Raw genomic sequence first — 21,620 nt, forward strand, 5'->3', positions numbered from 1 at the left:
CGATGTAAAGCTTATAGGTTAAACTTTACAATCCTGGATGCGAGAGAAGAGAGATAGAAATTTAGTCAAAGGCACAGAACGAACCAACAAACGAGGATCACGAACGAGGATCCCAGAACGCCAAAGAACGAAGAACGGGAGGTGTCCCACAGGAGCAGTGGTATCAAAAGTAACTTTTGAGTAATCTATCCAGGTTTGATTCACTTTCCACCCTACGCGATCGCCAAAGTTATTCCATAGTCTCTCATTAGGCTTGCTCGTACCTCCCAAATTTTTGTAAATGTCCTTCTGAACGCTAAAACCAAAACGCCCCTCGCTCGCATATATCCATAGAAAATCGATTCGACAGAGATCATCACATGGGAAATTTTCGATATCTTCTAAGCCTAAGTAGCCTCGGTTTTCTTTCTTACTTACCTGCAGCATTACAGAAACTATTTCCTCATCAGCTTGTCTCCATTCTCCGCTTAATAGGTAATTAGCAAGTTGACTGTATCTCAAAGGGATTTGAAACTTAACAAGGCGAATTGCACTGTCTGCAAACTGTTGGTCATCTTTGATAGGATGCTGAATTCTTTCCGACGGTGTTGGCAACCTGTAAAAAGTTAATGATTCAGTAAGCTGATTATTTAAACCTTGTTTCTCACTCCAAGATTTTAGCCAGACACAAAATCGATATTTATCTCCCTGGTTGATGCCTGAAATTATTTTTTTGGCATCTCCAGATGGAAATCGCTTACTATGCCAATGTTGAGGTTGGCGAGCTTCCCCTGTCTCATCAAGAAAAAGTTGATACTCAGCACAAGTTATATAGCTATCATTATCAATTTCTAGTTGCTCATCAATTCTGACTAGGCTACTTAATCGTCGTGCTAGTTTGACTTGAGCTGCTAGTTGAAAAATCTCTGGATCATTGGACTTTAATCCAGCCTCCAGCTTATCTGCAAGCTGTTGCCTGACTTGTGGTTCAACTCGCAAACCTTCTTCTTGACAATCTAAGGCAAGTTTTAGCGCCAAAACAGTCGGATTCTCCAAAGCAGCACAGATAATTTGTGTGGCTCCACTTTGGGCAGTATAAAGACGAATCGTTTCATGCCACCAATCATCGTTAATTTTATTTGTTAGTAATAATTCTTGATTGGTTTCTTTAATCTGAACGGCAGCTAAGTATTCTTGAAAACTTTTGTGAGCGAACTCGTATCTGTCTTTTTCTCTTTCCACTAATAAACCGCTGACATTTTCTATATTTTTGATAAATTGTTCTGGAGTTTGATTGTTGCTGGCTACTTTGGTTAACTCACTTTGGATGAGAGAGTATCCCTGTGCTGGAGTGAACTCACGGGTTTCCTTTTTCATTAACTCTAATGCTAACACTTGGAGTACAGCTTTCTTTTGCTCGGCGGTTAATACATCAGGAATACCTTTTGCCTCCTGTCGTCGTCCTAGGAGAACATCACAAATTTCAGCATACAACTCTACCCGCCGTCCTGGTAAAGCACCACGATAACAGTGAACTGTAGCAATCATGGTAAGCAGTAGTGGATTGAATGCCATTGCTGCTAAAGGTAGGGAATTTTTAATGCGTTCTATTAAATCATTGGATTGGTTTCGCGCTAACCGCCTTACACCTATGTCGTCGTTTCTCACGTGGCTCATAATTTCTCGTTGTAAATACCAATTGTGAATAAAGGTCTCTACCTGTCCTAAGCTAAATGGTTGTACTTCTACAATTGTCTTAATTTCTTCTAAAGAATCGCTTTCACTCCTTAATCCATGGGGTCTTGAAGTCAGAAGAAAAAACGCATTGCGATATGTTTTAATTTGTTGATTTATCCAACGACTGACTGAACGGCGAACTTGAAAATCTGCCACTTCATCAAGTCCATCCAACATCACCAAACATTGCTGGGCATTTAATTTTCTTTCAAACCACTGTGGCGGTGGGTTCAGTTGGCTAATGGATTCTTGACGTTCAATCAATTCTGATAATTTCGGTGGATGTGCTTTAGAAATTTCTGTTTGAATATTGCCCTCACGCAGATATACCAGTATGGGAATCAGCTTTGGTGCTTCTCTATGTTGAAGACGCTGGGTATTTTTGGCATAGGTGAGGGTCAAGTGTTGTAATAGAGTTGTTTTTCCCGAGCCAGGCGAACCAATGATTGCTAGACTAGAATAAGCAGATGTTTTTTTGTTTGCCACTAAAATATCCCAAATGCTGCTGAGATTATCAGTCATGCTGCTAGACTGAATCATATTCGGTAAAATTTTATCTGGGCTTTTTGGCAAAACTTTTAATGGCACAAACACTTTATCTAAAGCAAAGGTAAACTCTCCCTTAGTTTTTAATCCTTGAGTTTTATAGTCGCGGCAACTATAAATTAAACTCTCGTAATACTGGCGCTGAAATGGAGAGGTTAATTCCCACACCAAAACTTCAACTCGACTCCACAATATATCTGCAAGATATTCTGCTAATTGGTTTAAACTTAGTTCTGAATTCTGGAAAAGTCGATTTAGGAATTTAATCAAGAATATTGCGGCTAGGGTTAGGAGCGACAAAACGACTGTTAAAAACAAAGACCAGAATGCTTTATCCAATTGAAAGGTAATAATTACAAAATGAAGTGTTATGAATAAACCAACACTTATAAAAAACATTAACAGCCAAATTAATGAAGCTCGCAAAACTCGTTGGTTATTTGGTTGAATAACGTTTGATGTGCTCTGAGGCGGTAGTTGTTCAGCAATAGCTTTCAGTTTTGGGTTTCCCGGATTCTGATTGTGTGCAGCACAAATCAAATTGGTACCCCATCCCTCTGAGTTAGCTACTTTTATTAATTCAAAGACAATATTTTGTAAACTTCCTTCACCTGCAATTGCTCTGAGATTTTTATCTAATTTATATGACAACATTTCCTCTAAAGATGCTGTATTGGGAAAAGCATCAATCAAAGCTTCTTGTAGTTCTTGCAATTGTTTACTAGATAATTTCATATGTTTTATATAAATGGCTCACATACGAAAGTCGGAGTATTTTGAAAATTGTTAGTGCTAAGGGCTATGAGGAAATTAATTGGTTTAATTTTAGGTTCGACCAGTCTTATCGTTTTTTCAAAACTGGTATCGCTCCTTGCGAAAGGTTTTCCATCTCAATAGCAACCATGCCTTCATCAAAGGCTCGTTGAAATACATCTTGATTGTGGGAGATTTTATAACCCAGTCCATCATAAAATCCTTTAGCAAACTCAATTGCTGCACTGTCTTGAATTGGATTATTCATACCGATCGCATAATCAATGTATTGGCTAATAGCGACAGCAGGTCTTGCGGAGATACATATCAAATTACAGCCCACTCAAAATTATTCCATCTCTAGCCCGCATATAAAGCACTGGTGTAGCAAAGTCGCGTTTATCTAATCCGACATCCTGAGAAATGGCATTACGGGTTGTTTGGATGGCAGCGTCTACGGGGTAGCCCAGGGCAAGGGTGCGGTAGAATTCATCAGCAAAAAGCTTGGCGGTGTCGTCAAGGATAGAATATTGCATGGCGACTACTGCTGGTATTCCCCGTCGCACCAGGTTGGGTGCTATTCCTGCAAAAATTTGTTGCTCCGACACCTCTGCCCCTTGACAGGAATTGAGCACAGCTAACCCCAAGTTGCGGTTGCCCAAGAAGAAGTTGGCGAAACCTTCATCATCCAACAATTTAGCTGCCTTATTGGTATCTTCCAGCGCTATGTAGCCTTTATTGTTCTCAAAAACACCGTGTCCAATGAAGTGGAATACATTATAGGGTTTTTCACGCAACTTTTGATTAATGTTACGGATGGTAGCTTCTTGTATAATATCTAACTCTATTTTACCTACTTCTATGTGCTTTTTCAGAGCTGACCGAATAAGCGTTTCTTCGCCAGTTGCATCTAATGTAGCTAAGTCAGTAGGGGATGAAATAACGAGTAGCACTTTCAGGGGTAAATTGGCGGCTATAATGTCCCGTTTTTGCAGGGGAACATCAATATAGCGAGAGAGCACTGTTTGGGTGTTGTTTCCTAAAAAGGTGTTGGTTTCTTCGTCATAGAGGAATTCCCAGGGGAGCGCGGCTAATTGAGGAGATTGAAATATTAAGCGCAAGCGAACGCTGTCTTCATTTGCTTGTGCCCCTGCCATAGTAGCATGGAAGCGAGCGTTAATTTGGTTGGGAAAAAGCGCTTGGTAAAGTTGGTTTCCTAATCTTTTGAGTAACTTATCATTTGTCTTTTTAGACTCAATCAGTTCTAACGCCAGTTCAATTTCGTTCATTTCCAAGCGGAATTCACCCGAAACATCACCTTGCTCTGAAGAAGCGCGAATTTTGTTATTGTTATCAACTAATATTTGAAAATCTTGGTATTTCATAGAAGGGATTTCCGCATTCAACAATTTTTGAGCAATCGCATTCAACTTTGAATTTCTAGGGTTTTCTTTCTGTGCAGCACGAATTAAATCTTCAATCCATCCCTGAGCATTTGCTGTTTGTATTAATTTAAAGACAATATTTTGTAAACTTCCTTCGCCTGCAATGGCTCTGAGATTTTTACCATCTAATTCATACGCCAACATTTGCTCTAAGGATGCTATATCTGGAAAAGCATCAATCAAAGCGTCTTGTAGTTCTCTACGTTGTTGACCGGATAAATTCATATTTATCAATCCCTGATATTTTTGCTACAAGTTGGAAATTGTTGTGGCAGGTTCTGTGCGATCCGGATGGGTGCTCGTAGGCAGTTGGGTTATTGCGCTTCATACCCGTTTGACTATTTCATTGCTTTGTCTTTTGTCACAAATTCAGGATCGCAAGCACCATCTGCCGTCCTTATCTTTTTGTACTGTAGACGATTATAGGAGCAAATCCGAGGACGTTTTGAGAATGATTATCTTCTTACCTGACAAAATGAAGCCCCTTATACCGCAAAATAAAGGGGCTATTTTCTCGGCACTTTATTTGGGTACCTTACATTTTGCACCAATAAAAATTGATGTAACTTCATTACTCAGTAATAAACTGAAACTCTTGATTTTGCCATAAAAGTCAATAAAAATAAGGTAGCTTTTTCAGGCATATTTTTACGTTGCCTGCGTTTGTACGGTGAGGTGCAAGATATCAGGTACCCAAATATTTACACATCCACAAATTCATAATAAATGTGTGCAGGTGCGGTATGATGCGTTTAACTTCATGAGGGAAGATTATGCCGATCATCTCTCTAAGCTCATTTAAAGGCGGGGTTGCCAAAACAACTTCGGCTATCTACCTCGCCTCACTGTTCTCTAAGGACGGTGCAACCCTGGTCATTGATGCTGACCCCAACCGCTCAGCAACAACTTGGGCAAAACCTGGGGGGACTGCCGTTTCAGGTGTGCGGCGAGAAGGAAGCTGCAAAACTGATGCGATCGCAATCGTTCGAGTTCATTATCTTTGACACACCAGCTAGACCCAATGATGTAGAAGTTGAGGAATTGGCGAGCGGTTGTGATTTACTCATTGTGCCAACTCCACCAGACCTGTTGAGCATGGACGCAATGGCACTTATGGCGAAATCCCTACCGGAGGATACCAATTGGAGAGTGCTGCTCACGATGGTTCCACCACCGCCACAAAAGGACGGGCTTGAGGCAATAAAAGCACTCAAGACTCAGGGTTATCCTGTCTTTAGCCGGGGGATTCGGTTTTACAAAGCATATAAGGACGCGGTGACTAGTGGGGTTCCTGTCTACAAAGTTCGAGGGGGTAAAGTGGCATGGCGGGATTGGACAGAACTAAAAGTGGACACGAGATTTATTATCTGCACGGCAGTTGCTTCAACGGGGGGAACCCCCGCAACGCACTGCCTCCTTTATCTGCGTGCATCTGCGGTTCTAAATATCCATTAATCATACTTTTGCAAGAAGTCTAATGTAGAGACGTTGCATCCAACGTCTCTACACGTGTGCTGTCTTTGTTTGCGTTTTACTTACTACTGTTCAATTTCTCTCGTAGTTCCGTCCAGTGAACACCCGCGAGACTAGGTAAGACAACGTGAGCTGCTCCCACTCGTTCAGTAGGACCAAGTCCCACAGCCCACATTCCAGCCGCAAGCGCCGCCTCAATACCTGATGCTGCATCTTCGACAACGACACATTGCTCAGGTTGAAGTCCTAACTGTTCAGCTGCGTAGAGAAATAAGTCGGGTGCAGGCTTGGATTGCGTCACGCTATAACCGTCAGCGATCGCATCAAAGTAATCGGCAATTCCCAGTTTCTCAATCACTGTGCGAGCATTTTTGCTTGCAGAGCCAAGCGCTATCTTGATACCAGCTTGCTTCAACTCATCTAACAACGCAATTGCCCCAGGTAATAAATCCTTTGGTGTGACTCTTTGGATAAAATCCACATAGTAGCGGTTCTTGCGCTCCATCATCTCCTGGATCTGCGGTTCTGAGTATTGCTTTCTACCAATTATTTTCAGCACCGAACCGCGACGAGATACACCCCGCAGCGCTTCGTTTGCTTCGCGATTAAAGGGTAATCCTTCTTCATCTGCCAGCTTCTGCCAGCCTAAGTAGTGGTATTCTGCGGTATCGGTTATCACACCATCTAAATCGAAGATAACTCCCCGAATATCGAGAGGCGTTAAGTGATCTTGCCCAGGACGTAGGTCAAACTCGTGCCACTCGCCGCGCCAATGCAGCTTGAACTGCAAACGTTTCCAGCCAGGAGGCAGTTGTGGCGTTGCTACGGGTCCATTTTCCCCAAGTTGGACACCACCAAACCCCAGAACCACGGCTTGCCAAACACCACCAGCACTAGCCCCATGAATTCCGTCGTCAGCGTTGCCACGAACATCTTCTATATCTACCAATGCGGCTTGCATAAACCGTTCGTAAGCCTCTTTTGATTTGCCCAAATCTGAGGCTAAGATGGCGTGAATTGCTGGTCCCAATGACGAACCATAAGTAATGTCCGTACGCGGTGCGTAGTAGTCCCAGTTTGTCTGTAGTATTTCTTGGGTGTAGGGAAATTCCTGCGATTGTCGCATTAAATACAGAAGCATCAACACATCTGGCTGCTTGAGAACCTGCCGCTTGTTTCCTCCCTCAATGCCCAGAATGGCTTGCATTGAACGGGTGCGTGGTTCGTAGTCAGCCAAGTTGATATCTTCTAACTTGAAAAATCCCTCGAACTGCTCGATCAGTCCTGTGGATGAATCGTAGGAAATCCATATATTGGTAATGATGTCTTGCCAACGGGAAAGCCGTCCTGAAGTCAGTTGCAGTTTCTGCTGTAATGTGCTGAGTCGGTCGGGGTACGTGTTATGCAGCCAGTCATACACGGCGATCGCCTTCTCTAAGTGCCATTGCACCATCCGGTTCGTAAACACGCTATTGTCTGCGAGTTCGTGGTACTCATCCGCTCCAATCACCCCACGAATTTCATACCGTTCGTCCTTGGTATCATACTCAACGCGACTCCCCCAGAACACAGCAGTATCCAAAATAATTTCCGCGCCGCAGTCCCGCATCCACTCGTCGTCGCCCGTAGCTTGCCAATAGTTCCAAACCGCGTAAGTGATATCAGCGCTAATATGGATTTCGCGATCGCGGCACCAAATCCTAATGTCTTCTCCGTAAAAATCATTAGGAGGTAACCAACGTGGTGTCACTTCATCACCAGTCTCGGCGCTTTCCCAAGCATACATTGCCCCTTTATACCCGTAGTGAGATGCCTTGCGTCTCGCTCCATTTAATGTATGGTAGCGGTAAGAGAGCAAGTTACGAGCAAGTTTTGGTTGAGTGTAAGTGAAAAAGGGCAGAATAAAAATCTCTGTATCCCAGAAAACATGACCGCGATAGCCAAAACCCGAAAGTGTTTTCGCAGGTATACTGACTTTGTCATCATACAGTGGGGCACTAATCAGCAATTGAAAGATACTGTACCGGACGGCAAGTTGAGCTTTCGTATCCCCTTCAATCAAGATGTCGCTTTTGTGCCAAGCTTGCTCCCATGCTTGTACATGGGCGTCTATCAGCACCGGATACTCAGGCAGTTGAGCAAGTTTTTCACAAGCGGCTTGAGTTGGATTATTCACATCTCGCGATGTAAAAACTGCCACCAGCTTATCCACCGTTATGGTTTGTCCTGACGAAGCCAGGAATGTGGTCGTCAAAGTAGGATAGCCTGGTGGACTGGTGACTTGTATCGGGGCATCAGTTCCCGATACTGTGATTCCCACAGCCATCCCCAAGGCGATGCGGGTGTTGCGAGTCTGGAGGTGCAGCCATGTTCCTTGGTCGAACTTGCCCTGATCGATCAATTCCCAGTGGTTGAAACCTTGATTTTCTGGATAGCCGTTGATGCTAGCCTGAACTTCAATGAAACCGTCAAAATCTACTGGCGTTAGCTGACAGCGCAGCCCCAACACATGCTCATCCGCCCGACTGGCAAAGCGTTCAAAGTAAAGGTCTATTGTTTTCCTGTTTGGGCTTCGCCAACGTATCTTACGGCTGAGAATACCTCGATGCAGGTCAAGCTGCCGCTCATAGTTCAATATCTCGCCGCGTTCCATCCGGAAGCGTTCCCCATCAACTATGATAACCAGCGGTAGCCAGTCAGGACAGTTGGCAAGTTCGGTGTATACAAGAGGAACATTATCATAGACCCCATGAATGAACGTTGCTGGCAAGTCATTCGGAAAACCTTCCTCAAAACCACCCCGTGTTCCCAAGTAACCGTTGCCAATTGTGAAAACGGTTTCTCTGTGGTGAATCTTGTTGGGGTTAAGCTGGGTTTCAATGAGTGTCCAATCTGTATAAATAAAGTGGTGGGAATAATCTTTTTGATCCATAACAAACCAGGGTTTTTGAGATGAAACCGTTACCTTTGCATGTGTTGTTCTAGAATTTTTTCAGCCCTAGGTTTGTAGAGCAGATGGAATAAACTTTCCAGATAACGAGATCTGGCTTCGCCGCTTTCTTGATTGACAAAGTTCCAAAAGCTATAGATTTTAGCTAACAATAACAACTGCTTGCTGTGTAACTGCCAGTTATATTTGTTACGGATGTGCTGAATCGCCCACTCTGATATTTTATCCCAGTGTTCTAAATAAGCATTGCACTGGTCAACAAAGTTCAATATCTTCTTAGCTGTTCCTTCTAGATCTGTTGGATTCAGATGAAAACCATCTTCTCCATCTTCGATAATTTCTAAGGAACCGCCAAATTGAGTGGCGAAAGTTGGCAACCCGGAACTCATAGCTTCGAGAATGGTGCGTCCGAAGGCTTCAAACCTGGCAAAATGGACGAATATTCCCGCAAAATCCGCAATAACACGGTATGCTTCTCCAAGGTCAGCTATGGGGAGGTGTATTCCTACCCAACGGATGTGACCATGAAGATTATACTCATTGATGATCTTGTGGAGTCTTTCGATTTCTCCTGCTTCTTCTGAATTTATCGCTTGTTGCGGATGCAGCTTATCAGTCAAAATAATTAAGTTGCAACGCTCTTGCAATTGTTGACTTTTGCCAAAGCATTCCGCCAAACCTGCAAGGTTATCAAGAGGAGTCATCGCACCAACCGCGAAGATGGGTCGCTTGCTTTGGTTCTCTAGGTGTCCTAGAATTTGCGGGTCTTCGCTGGTAAAGAGTAAGTCTTGGACTCTTCTGCTAACAGTAATGTCTCGATCTTGTATCTGGTTATAAGGGAAGAAAATCTTTTCATTCACCCCTGGCGCTACTGTATTGAACTTAGGACTAAATAGGTCAATACCATCGACCACATGATACAGCTCGGGCATAGTAAAACATTTGTAAGACTCATACTGGCCCACTGTATCCGGTGTCCCCACAATTTCCTGGTAGGTCGATGTGATGATGAAGTCCGCAGCATTCATGCCGATGACGTCTGCCGTGTATTGTGCTGAAAAATGGTATTTCTCTTCTAAATTCTGCCAGTACAAGTTGCTGAATAAATTTTTGGGTTTTTCTAACGAGTGAGCAATGTTGCACTGGGTAACTTTCAGACGGCGGGCAAGCAGAAAGGCAACTAAGTTACCATCACTGTAGTTGCCGATGATTAAGTCGGGACGACCTCCAAATTGAGCTAAGAGTTCTTTTTCTGCATCAAGGGCAAATGTTTCTAGGTACGGCCAAATCTCATATTTAGAAATCCAGTTTTGCGTGACATTCGGATTAAACTCAGCAAAAGGAACGCGCAAAATCCAGGCATTTTCTGTTGAGTCAACTTTTTCGATGCGCAGGTTACACAGTGTTCCTTCGCAGTTGGGAATCAGGCGCGTAAGAATAATGACTTGGGGTTTAATACCAAGCACGTCTAGTCCAGCAAGTTTGATTTCTTCTTGCAGTTTATTTTCTAAGTTACGCGCTTGCTCAAGAACGTAGATCACTTGACCTGTTGTTTCAGGTCTTCCCAAAGCACCTTCTTGAGAAATCCAACCGTGTATGGAAACGAGGACAACGCGAAAGACTGTTGGAACGCGAGAAACAAACGCTTCTAGAATGGCTGGTTCTGGAGTGAGAATCAGTCGGTCGAGGAGTTCTAAGGTTTCACGCACCCGCGATGCAGTGTTACCCCAACCCGCTTCAAAGCCAAGTTCTTGAAGATCTAAGCGAAATTTCTCGTAGGGTTCGTTGGGGGGACGTTCGTTGAGGAAACTCAGGGCTTGCTTGACTTGTTTCGCTAGCTGGATAACTGAGACAATGCGATCGCCCAGCAGCAAGGGGACGCCATTGTAAGAACGTCGGTGAAGAACATCAAATAATAACTCTAACCAGTATTGCGGGTCAGTCAACACTTGACTGCACAGGTAACGGTTGAGGAAACCTAAACCCTGACCAATGTTTCTCGGGTCGCTAATTCTGGGGTAACCGTGGTAAAATGGACTGAAGTCTATTTCTAAAATTTGCGGTTGATAGCGGTTAACGAGGCGATCGCGCGCATCTAACAAAGCTTGTGGCGTCATCTGTTCAAAGCCACTCATGTTTGCTCCTAGCCGCCAAACTTCTTGGCTACCAATCCTTGGTCGCAGAACAAACCAAGTATTTTCCTCTTCTAAAATAATTTCGTGAGTATAGTGTATGAGTTTTCCTATAGAGGAAGAGTGGAAAAAGTAGGCTGGCTTTTGGGAATGCTGACAGTAGTCAGCAAAAGCTTGCGAAATCTCGTTTCTCAGAAAGTACCTTTTATCTAAGGCACTCAAAGCATCGATTACCTGACGCAGAGCAGTTTTTTCATCACTGTTTAGGACAGTTTGAACAAGTTCATGCATAGCAAATTCCTGAACATTAGCTAGATCAAGACCTCATTGTTCTCCACTTAACCTAAAAAATAACTCTGTTCTCGTAGAACGGTTCCAACAGAAAATCATTTACCCCCTACCTTAGCGCATATCCTACTTTAGGGATCAGCTTCTACAGAAAGGTTTTAGGTATCTGTTTACAATCTCAAACACCTGGTAGCCAGTCATATTTGGGTTAATTCTGGAAAAAATCGTAATGAATATATATATAATTTTATTTGCTCTAAATAGCTTCTTGACAAAATAATTATTAATTCATACAAAATTGATAATTTGTATTTTGTATGAATTATGAGTTATCAATTACCCTATTACGAATTATTTTGATTTATTAAAAGAGAAAGAAAAATGCGCATCGGCAATTAATGCCCCCGTATTCATAGGTGGGGTAATAATTATGAATCACTAATGATTAATTATGAATTATTTTGACCTCTGGACAAAGCGCACCTTATCCGCATGCTGAAGCACAAAGGTCATATACTAGTTTACTCAAATCAGAAATAAACCCTATGCCGATTTCTAAAATAGAAGCCAAGCAGCTGCTACAGCGTCTTATTTTTGAGGATGCAAGTCCTCAGGACTGGGTGCAGGATGTCTGGGGATTAAGTCCAATATTAGGAGACAGTGCAGCAAAATTGCTAGAGGTTTTTGAAGCGTTGATAGAATGTTGTCCTGAAGAGAAATTAGACAATTTGCTGCAAAGCTTTTATCAAGACTACGTTGAGTGACAGGTTAAATGCCACGAAGAGCGATCGCGCAGCCAGACACTGATGCCTTTGCCGATGACTTTATTTAAGGCTGCACTACAGGGCGTTAGGATTCACTTGAAGATGTGACGGCGTCGCGTTTACCATCCTTTGTAGGGGCGCAAAGCATTGCATTGGTGTCAACACTCACGCTTAAACACGCAATTTACCGTCGTCTTAGATCCCCCAACCCCCGAAGCCTTGGGGGATGTAGTTTTATTTCCCCCCTTGGATCGGGGGGATTAAGGGGGGAACGAAAATCTAGATGATACATCAAAAAATGCTCAAATGTTTGTCAATAATGACTTTTGGCTTAAGTTGATACGCATGAAGGCATTGCTATTTTGCGTCCCTACTGCCTTTGCCCTATAAATTCGCCCTAGAAATAGGAATCTGGATTGAGCTCGGTTGCCAGCAATTTTACTGTTATTTTTTAAAAAATTTTACAAAAGTTAAATAAACTGTTAAATTAGTTTACAAAGCGGATGAAACCACAGGTCAGGAGTTTTCATGAGCACGCAGCCACGTCGTTCATGACTAAGGTGAGCGCCACCTCTGTAATCCAGATGTACTTGCACACGTAGCTTCCAGATTGGCTTCATCCCGCTTGTAGAAAAACGCAATGTGCACGCAAATTACCATAGTTGGTTTTGTCTAGTTCTTGGCGCTCGCTGAGGTTTTGACTAGACATTGTTTGATGCGGGAGCCAGCTTGTTTAGTACTTGAAGCTCCTACGCTCTGATTTTAAAAGCAACAAGTTAATAAATAAACCAGGAGATTCTGACGATGTCCTTATCTATTGAGTCGGCGCAAAAGATTTTCTCTGGCACTCAAGTTCCTAGTCCAATTCCAGCCGCCATAGCACTGTTCGATCAACTGAGCGTTGACGATAAATTGGCATTACTCTGGTTTGCCTACACTGAACTAGGTCGTACCATCACACCCGCAGCGCCTGGAGCTGCACGTCTGCAATTAGCAGAAGGACTGCTAAACCAAATCAAGCAGATGTCTAATGCCGACCAAACGCAACTCATGAGGGATCTTGCTGGTTATGTTGACACTCCCATCAGCCGTTCCTATGCCAGCTTTAGTGTCAACACTAAGCTAGCTTTTTGGTTTGAGTTAGGAGAGTTGATGAAAAAGGGCATTGTTGCTCCCATCCCGCCTGGCTATCAAATTACTGATGGCGTCAAATTCGTGCTAGAAGCCATTCAGAAACTCGATCCAGGTCAGCAAATTACGGTACTGCGTAATACTGTAGTAAACATGGGATTTGAGCCTGAGGTTAATTCCAGTGGGTACTCAAAAGCAGCTAAAGAACCAATGTTTCCGCGTACCCAGCCAGCTCCCACTCAGATCACAGTTGAGGGCATCACAGAGCCTGCTGTATTGAGCTATTTTGAGGCTCTCAACGCAGATAATTTTGAGGCTGCTATTGCTTTATTTACTCCCGATGGTGCCGTGCAACCGCCATTCCAGAAGCCGATTGTTGGTCGTGAGTCAATCATTGCCTATATGCGTGCAGAAGCACAGGGACTCAATATTATGCCGGAGCAGGGTATAAGCGAGGCTCTACCAGATGGTTCTAAGCAACTGAAAATCACAGGCAAAGTCCAAACTCCTTGGTTCGGTGTCCAAGTTGGTATGAACATTGCGTGGCGGTTCTTACTCAATCCCGAAGGCAAAATTTTCTTCGTGGCAATTGATATGCTGGCATCTCCTCAAGAACTGCTAAACCTGCGTCCTAGGTAGAGCGATTGGGCAAGGAACAGCGCCCTAAGGGGCGATCGCCTTCTCCAAACAACCCACCAAATCTGACTTGCTCATTTGGCTTTGGGCAACCTGCATCACCAAGTTATAAGCTTCCTCATTCGTGAGATTGAGGGAATAGCCATTCAACCGCAAAAATGTATCCATCACTGCAAACGCTGTGCGTTTGTTACCGTCGATAAACCGATGGTTCATTGCCAGGTGATAAAGGTAGGCTGCTGCTTGCTCATGAATAGTGGGATGCAGCAGCTCACCTGCGAATGTAGCCTGGGGTTGAGCAAGAGCAGATTCCAGCAAGCCCTCATCTCGGATGCCTGGAGTCCCTGCAAACTTCTCAATTTGTCTGGTATGAAACTTCAGAACTGTCGTTTGGTTGAGAAAATCAGGAGTTGGCAAGGCGACGGTAAACCTCCTCTCTCTCCCGTTCTGAGTCCAGGTATGCCTGCCATACCCGGTTTTCTAAGTTGGATTGCTGCTCCGCTTTTAAAGAACGCACAAACTCAAGTACCTCCTGCAAGGCAGAATCTGGCACTTGGTCAAGTTCCTGAAGGAGTTGTTCTTTGATTGTCATCATCCTAAAGTTAAAAACACAGCTTTTTTTATTTTGCAACTTCCAAGGGTTACTGCACGACATGAGCGTCCACTTGAATATTATGACAGTGTTACTGCTTGAGAAGTTAGGCGTGCAATTATGAGTGATAAAGCGTCACAATAAAGACTGATAATAAATTAAAGATTTAATCATGGTTCAGGCTACAGAGCATATCTATATTGTTAGGGATGATGCCATCTTAGGTGGTGAACCTATTATTCGAGGAACACGCACACCCGTGAGAGCTATTGTGGAAAGCTGGCGGATGGGAGCTGCACCTGAAGAAATCCCGCAAGGTTTACCCCATCTGACTCTGGCTCAGGTGTTTGATGCTTTGAGCTACTATCTGGAGCACCAAAGTGAAGTTAACAGCTACATTGAGCGTAATCGAATTCCAGAGGAGCTAATTGATTCCGTATAAGCGAACGCTATTATGAATTTCTGAGATTTGGAGATTCAGTCATTGAGCTTGACAGATTTGCCAGTGCTAGTGATACCACTACACAAGGAAGTCTAGACATTTGCCCACGTGTTCGTAGTAATCCAAATATTCTTCTCGAGTAACTTCCCATGCCATGCTACTATCAGATCCAGGATGTGAAACACTGTTTGAGTTTCTACGATCAAATAAGTTTCTTATCTTTATGCATATTTCATGCGGAACGCTTTTAGAATAAAGAAATTTGACTACATCGTTAACATCATAGTCTTTTTTATTTGCTTTCTCGTGTTTTATGCATAAAGCATGTATTTCATTAAGTAGGTGATTAAGTGCCACAGAATAGGAACCAGTTCTTTCGCTTAAAACCCTTAATCGAGTTTGCTCAATTACATCGGGCATTTCTGATATTTTTCTCATCTGCATACAGGTCAAACCATAATATCCAGGTTGATCACAATTTAATTTTGCATCCATAAAAATATTAACAATATCTTGCATATGAATATTTTCTTTAAGTTTTAACAGTAAATCATTGTCGCTAAAATTAGTTTGACAAAGAAATTTAATAATTAAATCAGCATCACTTGTAGTAATGATTGTTTTTTGTAAATAAAATTTTTTAAAGTTTTTTATCGCTATTTCATCTGTTAAAAGTATAACTAAAATTTCCAGGGGTTGGACTTTAATTAAATCAAAGTTAAAATATTTAAATATCTCCTTAATTTTTTTCTTATTTACAGGTTTATCAAGTATCTGTTCTACTCTCTTATCAAAGACTTCTTGAAGAATTTCTTCTTGAGCTGATCTCTCTCCTATAAAATAATCTTCTACTCTTGATTTTTTAATATTTCTTAACTCTTGAAATATTTTATTGAGTTTATCTTGTGGATTCTTAATAGTCTGGTCAATATTTTTACTTTTATCCTGATCTTCTTGGTTCTCTCGATTAAGCTTAATATATTCATCACTTGGTGATAATTTTCGTATGTTTCTAAGAAGTTTTTCCTTCTCTTCATTTCTTGCTAAACGGTACAATCTTGTTTTTATATTTAACTTAAGACTTAGCTTGCTGTACAAAACTTCTGCAATTTGAGATCCTATTAAATGAAGAAATACTCCTTGACGCTCCTGTTCAATCCCCTGCCTAAAAGTTATTGAAATATATATGTCATCGGTGTAACGAATAATTTTATGTGAATCTATAACATCTCTATTTTTTTTCAAAATATCATCTATGAATAAGTCCCCAAATACCAAATATAAATATCCAATAAAACTAGATATTATATTGTTATCTGATTGAGGAATACCAGATTTGCCATTTGCTATAGATTGAAAGAAACAGATAATTTGCTCTCTTGTAAAAAGGTCATAAGCCATATTCACTTGCACACTGGGTTTGATAAAGATATGTAAAAGATGCAATAGTTTTGGAATAGACAACTCATTAAAATAATTCTCAATGTCAAGTTTGAGAATTACTTTATCTTGTGTTCCACAAATAGTTTCTTCCTTGATTTTTGATTTGAATTGTTCATGAAAATTTCGGTAATAAATGTTTTTAGATGTAATTTGTATTTTATTCTTATAACTAAGACTACCACCATAAAAAGCTTCTATCGTTTCTATTTTTCTGTAGTTTTCAACTAAAAACTCTTGTGAGAGCTTCAGTAAGTAAAGCCCAACTGCATAGTATATTGTTCGCATTGGATATGTAAAAAATTTATAGTCTCTAAGCCCGAGACCCGGTTTAGGTATAACATAAGAAAATACAGCGAATTCTTTCTTTAAGCCGTAAAAGAGACTACTTTGTATTTTTGTCTTAAAATATTCTTGTGAATCAAGATTTAAACACGCTACATCAAGCTTTTCATAGTTAAAAATACTTAAAGTATTATAATGTCTATTAGTTTGCTTCTGTTTAATTTGAAAATTTAAAAGTTCTAGAGCATCTTGCCAATATTCATATTTTATGAAGTAGCCAAGTTGGGTTTTAATTCTATCTGTCATGCGTGTTGGTCTAATAGGACTCAATTCTCTAAGGTTTCTAGGGTCTATAGGATAATTTCTGAAATCAAGCAACTTTATTCCAGCATCTCTAGCATCACAGAACGTATGCCCTCAGTTAAATAGGATAATTTCTGAAATCAAGCAGCTTTATTCCAGAGTACTCATTTATTGTAAATGTTTATACGTTAATATTGGCTTTAAGCGAGGTAGGGTGGGCATAACCCACCACAACCTTTTCACCTTACACCTTAAACTTCTCCGTAATCCGCTGCATCGCCTCCTCCACATTCTCCCGACTATTAAAAGCTGAAATGCGAAAGTAGCCTTCACCTGCTGCACCAAACCCAGAACCGGCTGTGCCTACAACATTGCAGGTGTGCAGCAACTTATTGAAAAAATCCGAACTGGACAAACCATTGGGCGTTTTCAGTTCTCGTGAAAACCCATGTTTGGGCAGAGCGATCGCCATTTCTCAAACAGCAATAATTATGGTAATAATTACTCTCACTAAATAGTATAAAATTTTGTTTTTTGTACGGTTGGTGCGAAAAGCTATAGAAATTACTTAACAAGTATATTAAGTCAATTCTTATACGTATAAAAAAGATGAGAGAACGAAAACGCGACCAAATTAAGCAATTTGTACTAACTCATCTCGGCGCAAACTCTCCACCCAACCGTAGACGCAAGAGAAGAAAGGTTGCTCGATACGTTGCCTACAAGGTATTGGGGCTAGAGACACAAGAAGGGCGGCTAAATGACTCGTATAAATCTCTAGAAACAAATGACGAGACGGATTGTATTTATTGGGAAATAATGCGACAAATGTCAAAATAATTCGGTTCTGTAATTTTACTCAAAACGAGGAAACAAGCTTAAATTTTCGCCCCTCCAAGAAAACCTGGAGGGGCGAAAGGATATCTGTGTTTACTCCTTGGAATAGCGATTGGCTTTGCCACTGCCCCTTGGGCAATCGCCTAAGATTTTTAAGAAATCAAAGGTATGATGTAAAGCGGTCTGTAATTCGCTTCATCGCCTCCTCCACATTCTCCCGACTATTAAAAGCGGAAATGCGGAAGTAACCTTCACCCGCTGCACCAAACCCAGAACCAGGTGTGCCTACAACATTGCAGGTGTGCAGCAACTTATCAAAGAAATCCCAACTGGACAAAGCATTGGGCGTTTTCACCCAAACATAAGGTGCATTTTCACCGCCAAAAACTCCTAATCCCGCATCTGTGAGTTTCTTGCAAATAATTTTTGCGTTTTCAAGATAAAAGTTGACTAATTCCTTAATTTGTGCTTTTCCTTCCTCAGAGTAAACTGCCTCGGCTCCGCGTTGCACTATATAGGACACGCCATTGAACTTGGTGGACTGGCGGCGGTTCCACAGCTTCCACAGTTCTACATCGGAACCATCGGCTGCTTTTGCTGTCAGGTTCTTCGGTACGACTGTAAGCGCACAGCGAGTGCCGGTAAAGCCTGCATTCTTGGAGAAGGAGCGAAACTCAATCGCACACTCCCTTGCTCCTTCTATTTCGTAGATAGAGTGGGGAATTTCTGGATCGGTGATGTAAGCTTCGTAAGCGGCATCAAAGAAAATGATAGAGCTATTTGCTCTGGCATAATCTACCCATGCCTTCAGGTGTTCTTTGGTAGCAACGGCTCCCGTGGGATTATTGGGGAAGCAGAGGTAAATTAAATCGACTTTTTGAGAGGGAATTTCGGCAGTGAAGTTGTTCTCAGCCGTAATTGGTAAATAAACTAAGCCCTCGAACTCGCCCTTATCGTTGGCGGCTCCAGTATTTCCCGCCATGACATTGGTGTCTACATACACCGGATAAACGGGGTCAGTCACTGCGATGATGTTGTCGTTGCCGAAGATGTCGAGAATATTACCCGTGTCGCATTTGGAACCGTCCGAGATGAAGATTTCAGATGCATCAACCTCGCACCCCCGTGCTTGGAAATCTTGTGCCGCTATTTTCTCCCGCAACCAAGCATAACCTTGCTCTGGACCATAACCCTGAAAGGTAGCGCGATCGCCCATTTCTTCAACCGCTTTAATCATAGCTGTGCGGCAAGCTTCCGGCAGTGGTTCTGTAACGTCACCAATCCCAAGCTTAATGATCTTAGCGTTACTGTTAGCTTGAGCAAAGGCATTTACCCGTCGCGCAATTTCGGGAAATAAATATCCTGCTTTCAGCTTGAGGTAGTTGTCGTTAATCGTTGCCATAGTCCTTTGTTACAAATGCGATAAATAAACAGCTTACTGCAATTGCTATGTGTAATTTGATGAATAACGTATTGAATATAGCTAGCAATTAACTATCTTGCAATTTATTGCATCGATACAGCTCATGCATAGCATCGATACATTTTTGACACTCCCACGGCTTTAACGAAGTGGAGCCGTGGGATTCTTGCTTCATCCAGTCAACTTACTTAAAGGAGTTTCCTCACCTAAGCAGAGGTTGTTCTGTCCACAAGCTTTAGATTCCGTATGCCCTACGGTACTTTTTATTCCTCTGATCAGAATTTGTTTTGCTGCATTGTGATCACGATGCAGGACTGTTCCACATTCATGACACTTGTGGGTACGAGTAGACAAAGATTTTTTAACTCGTGTCCCACAATTGGAGCAGTCTTGCGATGTGTAGTGTGGTGCAACTGCTATTGCCCAAGTACCAAATATTTTGGCGTAGTAGTCCACCCAACTAGTGAACAGTGACCATGATGCATCGCTGATAGACTTAGCCAAGCGTCTATTTTTTATCATGTTCTTTACCTGCAAGTCCTCATAGACTACCAAGTCGTTTGACTGGACTAGAGTTCTTGCTGTCTTAACAGCAAAATCTTTCCTCTGTCTACTTACCTTGAGGTGCTTCTTAGCTAACTTCTTTACAGCTTTCCGACGATTAGATGAACCTTTTTTACATTTAGATACTTTGCGTTGTTTACGTTTTAAAGCTTTCTCAGCTTTACGCAAGACTCTAGGATTTTCAACAGTACTCCCATTAGAATCAGTGTAGAAAAACTCAAGTCCTACATCAATTCCTACTTGTTTTCCATTATGCTGATGTTGTTCTTGACGTTCTATATCAACACAGAATTGACAATAGTAACCATCCGCCCGTTTAACTATTCTGACGCGCTTAATCTGCTTAACAGAGTAGAACGGAAGGTACAAAGTACCAACAAGCTTAAATCTTCCAGCCTGATAACCATCTGTGAATGTGATGTTTTTTCTGTCATCTGATAGCTTCCAACCTGTTGTTTTATATTCAACAGAATGTCCTCGTTTTTTAAATTTTGGATAGCCTTTTTTACCTGGTTTCTGCTTTTTGCAATTATCGTAGAACCGAGATATTGCAAACCATGCTCTATCAGCAGATGCTTGACGAGCCATAGAATTTAACTTATCAGCAAAGTCAAATTCTTTAGCTAAAACACTACAGAGTTTTTGAAGGTCATTCTTGCCAACATCCTTGTTATCCATCCAATGTCTTAGAGCCTTGTTACGAACAAACAAAGCCGTTCTAATTGCTTCATCCAATAGATTGTATTGACTTTGTTTCCCTTTTAACTTGGCTTCTAAGACTAACATCGTTTTGATCTTTTGACGATAAATATATGTTAGCATATTTGTGTTCATATATGCAACACAAATATGAAAGAAATTAGATTAAGCATTAGAGTTCCAGAACATGAAATGAGAATTCTAGAAAAGTATGCAGAAAAAACAAAACGAACCAAGACAGACTTAGTTCGTGAATGGATTCGTTCTCTTGAGAAGATAATATCTGACTGCACCTAAAGGTGCTACGCATTCATGAGGACAGTGCTGAAGGAGGGTTTCCCGAACTCACAGCAACTGTCCGTCCCACACGCTCGTTGGAGTGGGCTTTCTGCTTTTATTGCTGTAAAGATAATCTTGAAATAGCAGTACAAATCGACTCAAACGCTATCAAAATTCTGAATCACCACAAATCCTTCCGAGTCCAACGAATGATTTCCTGGTCGTATGGAAAAGAGCGTTTGCATTTTAGCACCCTGAGCAGCTTTCAACTCAGCTGTTACGTCTGAGATAAAGAGAATCTTTTCTGGTGCGACTCCAATAGCATCGGCTATTTTGTGATAGCTTTGAGCCTCCCTTTTAGAACCAGTTTGGGTGTCAAAGTAACCGCTGAGAAAACCAGTCAAATCTCCCTCCTCGCTGTAGCGAAACAGGAGCTTTTGCGCCTGGACACTGCCAGATGAGAAGATAAATAGCCGTTTGCCAGCCTTTGTCCAACGTTCAAACGCGGGTTTTACGTCTGCAAACATCTGCGATCGCAATGTACCATCCCGATACCCTTGCTCCCAAATCTTACCCTGCAACGATTTTAACCCTGTTGATTTGCGGTCAATAGCAATCAAATGGTGTATGTACGCAACAGCCGCCGTCGCCTCCGTTCCTTGCCAATCAGGAACTGATAACCCCTGCGCCAAATCACTTTCGTACTCTTGCCTTAACCATTGCAAATCGGTTTGCACCTCTGCTTGGTGCTGATGAGTTGTGAGAAAATTGGCTACATGGTCACGGGCAAACGGAAATAACACCCCAAAGACATAGTCAACTGGGGTAGTGGTGCCTTCAATATCCAGGAGGATAACGTCTGCTGTATCGGAATAGGGTGCAGTCATAACTAAATCAGTTAACAGTTATCAGTTAACAGTAT

18 protein-coding genes and 1 pseudogene are annotated in these 21,620 nt (G+C 42.0%); 7 read left to right on the plus strand and 12 right to left on the minus strand.

Annotation, left to right across the window (positions count from 1 at the left end):
- Window positions 1–18 precede the first annotated feature (18 nt).
- The 3 genes from AACT52_RS10720 to AACT52_RS10730 all read right to left on the minus strand — a co-directional run bounded on the left by AACT52_RS10720 (window position 19) and on the right by AACT52_RS10730 (window position 4,685).
- Window positions 19–2,997, minus strand: a complete 2,979-nt coding sequence (locus AACT52_RS10720; RefSeq protein WP_073630718.1) for a GUN4 domain-containing protein — start codon at window positions 2,995–2,997, stop codon at window positions 19–21.
- A 106-nt stretch (window positions 2,998–3,103) separates the two neighbouring features.
- Entirely contained in the window at window positions 3,104–3,283 is a 180-nt protein-coding gene (locus AACT52_RS10725; RefSeq protein WP_233153909.1) for a hypothetical protein, read from the minus strand.
- A gap of 64 nt (window positions 3,284–3,347) precedes the next feature.
- The gene (locus tag AACT52_RS10730; protein ID WP_073630720.1) at window positions 3,348–4,685 is read right to left on the minus strand and encodes a CHAT domain-containing protein; all 1,338 of its coding nucleotides are present in this window, start codon (window positions 4,683–4,685) and stop codon (window positions 3,348–3,350) included.
- Window positions 4,686–5,233: 548 nt separating this feature from the next.
- Here AACT52_RS10730 and AACT52_RS41340 point away from each other — a divergent pair.
- Both AACT52_RS41340 and AACT52_RS10740 read left to right on the plus strand, forming a co-directional pair.
- A complete protein-coding gene (locus AACT52_RS41340) occupies window positions 5,234–5,464 on the plus strand; it encodes a ParA family protein (RefSeq protein WP_073630722.1) in 231 nt (76 codons plus the stop codon).
- Window positions 5,430–5,915: a ParA family protein gene (locus tag AACT52_RS10740; RefSeq protein ID WP_073630724.1), complete on the plus strand. Its 486-nt coding sequence runs from the start codon at window positions 5,430–5,432 to the stop codon at window positions 5,913–5,915. The genes AACT52_RS41340 and AACT52_RS10740 overlap by 35 nt, the downstream gene beginning before the upstream one ends.
- Window positions 5,916–5,991: 76 nt before the next feature.
- On the opposite strand, the gene pgmB is transcribed toward AACT52_RS10740, so the two are convergent.
- The gene (gene pgmB, locus AACT52_RS10745; RefSeq protein WP_073630726.1) at window positions 5,992–8,865 is read right to left on the minus strand and encodes a beta-phosphoglucomutase; all 2,874 of its coding nucleotides are present in this window, start codon (window positions 8,863–8,865) and stop codon (window positions 5,992–5,994) included.
- 29 nt (window positions 8,866–8,894) lie between these two features.
- Window positions 8,895–11,306 carry a sucrose synthase gene (locus AACT52_RS10750; protein ID WP_073630728.1) on the minus strand — a complete coding sequence of 804 codons (2,412 nt, stop codon included), beginning with the start codon at window positions 11,304–11,306 and terminating at the stop codon, window positions 8,895–8,897.
- 542 nt (window positions 11,307–11,848) lie between these two features.
- Between AACT52_RS10750 and AACT52_RS10755 the strand changes: the two genes are divergently transcribed.
- Both AACT52_RS10755 and AACT52_RS10760 read left to right on the plus strand, forming a co-directional pair.
- Window positions 11,849–12,067, plus strand: coding sequence for a hypothetical protein (locus tag AACT52_RS10755; protein ID WP_073630730.1), 219 nt, complete (start codon window positions 11,849–11,851; stop codon window positions 12,065–12,067).
- A gap of 804 nt (window positions 12,068–12,871) precedes the next feature.
- Entirely contained in the window at window positions 12,872–13,837 is a 966-nt protein-coding gene (locus tag AACT52_RS10760) for an orange carotenoid protein N-terminal domain-containing protein (RefSeq protein ID WP_073630733.1), read from the plus strand.
- A gap of 24 nt (window positions 13,838–13,861) precedes the next feature.
- On the opposite strand, the gene AACT52_RS10765 is transcribed toward AACT52_RS10760, so the two are convergent.
- Window positions 13,862–14,251: a type II toxin-antitoxin system death-on-curing family toxin gene (locus AACT52_RS10765; RefSeq protein ID WP_073630735.1), complete on the minus strand. Its 390-nt coding sequence runs from the start codon at window positions 14,249–14,251 to the stop codon at window positions 13,862–13,864.
- On the minus strand, window positions 14,238–14,429 hold the full coding sequence (locus tag AACT52_RS10770; protein WP_233153910.1) for a DUF2281 domain-containing protein: 192 nt from the start codon (window positions 14,427–14,429) through the stop codon (window positions 14,238–14,240). Before AACT52_RS10770 ends, AACT52_RS10765 begins: the two co-directional genes overlap by 14 nt.
- Window positions 14,430–14,598: 169 nt before the next feature.
- On the opposite strand from AACT52_RS10770, the gene AACT52_RS10775 reads away from it, so the two are divergent.
- Complete coding sequence (locus tag AACT52_RS10775; RefSeq protein WP_073630739.1) at window positions 14,599–14,868, plus strand: DUF433 domain-containing protein; 270 nt, start codon at window positions 14,599–14,601, stop codon at window positions 14,866–14,868.
- Between the two features lie 78 nt (window positions 14,869–14,946).
- Here the strand turns inward: AACT52_RS10775 and AACT52_RS10780 are convergent, their stop codons facing one another.
- Both AACT52_RS10780 and AACT52_RS10785 read right to left on the minus strand, forming a co-directional pair.
- Window positions 14,947–16,971 (minus strand): AbiA family abortive infection protein, encoded by a 2,025-nt coding sequence (locus tag AACT52_RS10780; RefSeq protein WP_233153911.1) that lies wholly within the window; start codon window positions 16,969–16,971, stop codon window positions 14,947–14,949.
- Window positions 16,972–17,140: 169 nt separating this feature from the next.
- Window positions 17,141–17,329: pseudogene (locus AACT52_RS10785) on the minus strand (LL-diaminopimelate aminotransferase); the annotation flags it as partial.
- A 176-nt stretch (window positions 17,330–17,505) separates the two neighbouring features.
- Here AACT52_RS10785 and AACT52_RS10790 point away from each other — a divergent pair.
- Entirely contained in the window at window positions 17,506–17,736 is a 231-nt protein-coding gene (locus AACT52_RS10790; protein WP_071838395.1) for a hypothetical protein, read from the plus strand.
- A 157-nt stretch (window positions 17,737–17,893) separates the two neighbouring features.
- On the opposite strand, the gene AACT52_RS10795 is transcribed toward AACT52_RS10790, so the two are convergent.
- Window positions 17,894–19,135: an LL-diaminopimelate aminotransferase gene (locus AACT52_RS10795; protein ID WP_073630745.1), complete on the minus strand. Its 1,242-nt coding sequence runs from the start codon at window positions 19,133–19,135 to the stop codon at window positions 17,894–17,896.
- Window positions 19,136–19,327: 192 nt separating this feature from the next.
- Entirely contained in the window at window positions 19,328–20,506 is a 1,179-nt protein-coding gene (locus tag AACT52_RS10800; protein ID WP_073630843.1) for an RNA-guided endonuclease InsQ/TnpB family protein, read from the minus strand.
- A gap of 63 nt (window positions 20,507–20,569) precedes the next feature.
- Between AACT52_RS10800 and AACT52_RS10805 the strand changes: the two genes are divergently transcribed.
- Complete coding sequence (locus tag AACT52_RS10805) at window positions 20,570–20,716, plus strand: ribbon-helix-helix protein, CopG family (protein WP_073630747.1); 147 nt, start codon at window positions 20,570–20,572, stop codon at window positions 20,714–20,716.
- Between the two features lie 140 nt (window positions 20,717–20,856).
- On the opposite strand, the gene mtnC is transcribed toward AACT52_RS10805, so the two are convergent.
- A complete protein-coding gene (gene mtnC / locus AACT52_RS10810) occupies window positions 20,857–21,585 on the minus strand; it encodes an acireductone synthase (RefSeq protein ID WP_073630749.1) in 729 nt (242 codons plus the stop codon).
- Window positions 21,586–21,620: the final 35 nt, after the last annotated feature.

It is taken from the genome of Scytonema sp. HK-05, from assembly GCF_963872035.1.
Classification (GTDB): Bacteria; Cyanobacteriota; Cyanobacteriia; order Cyanobacteriales; family Nostocaceae; genus Kalymmatonema.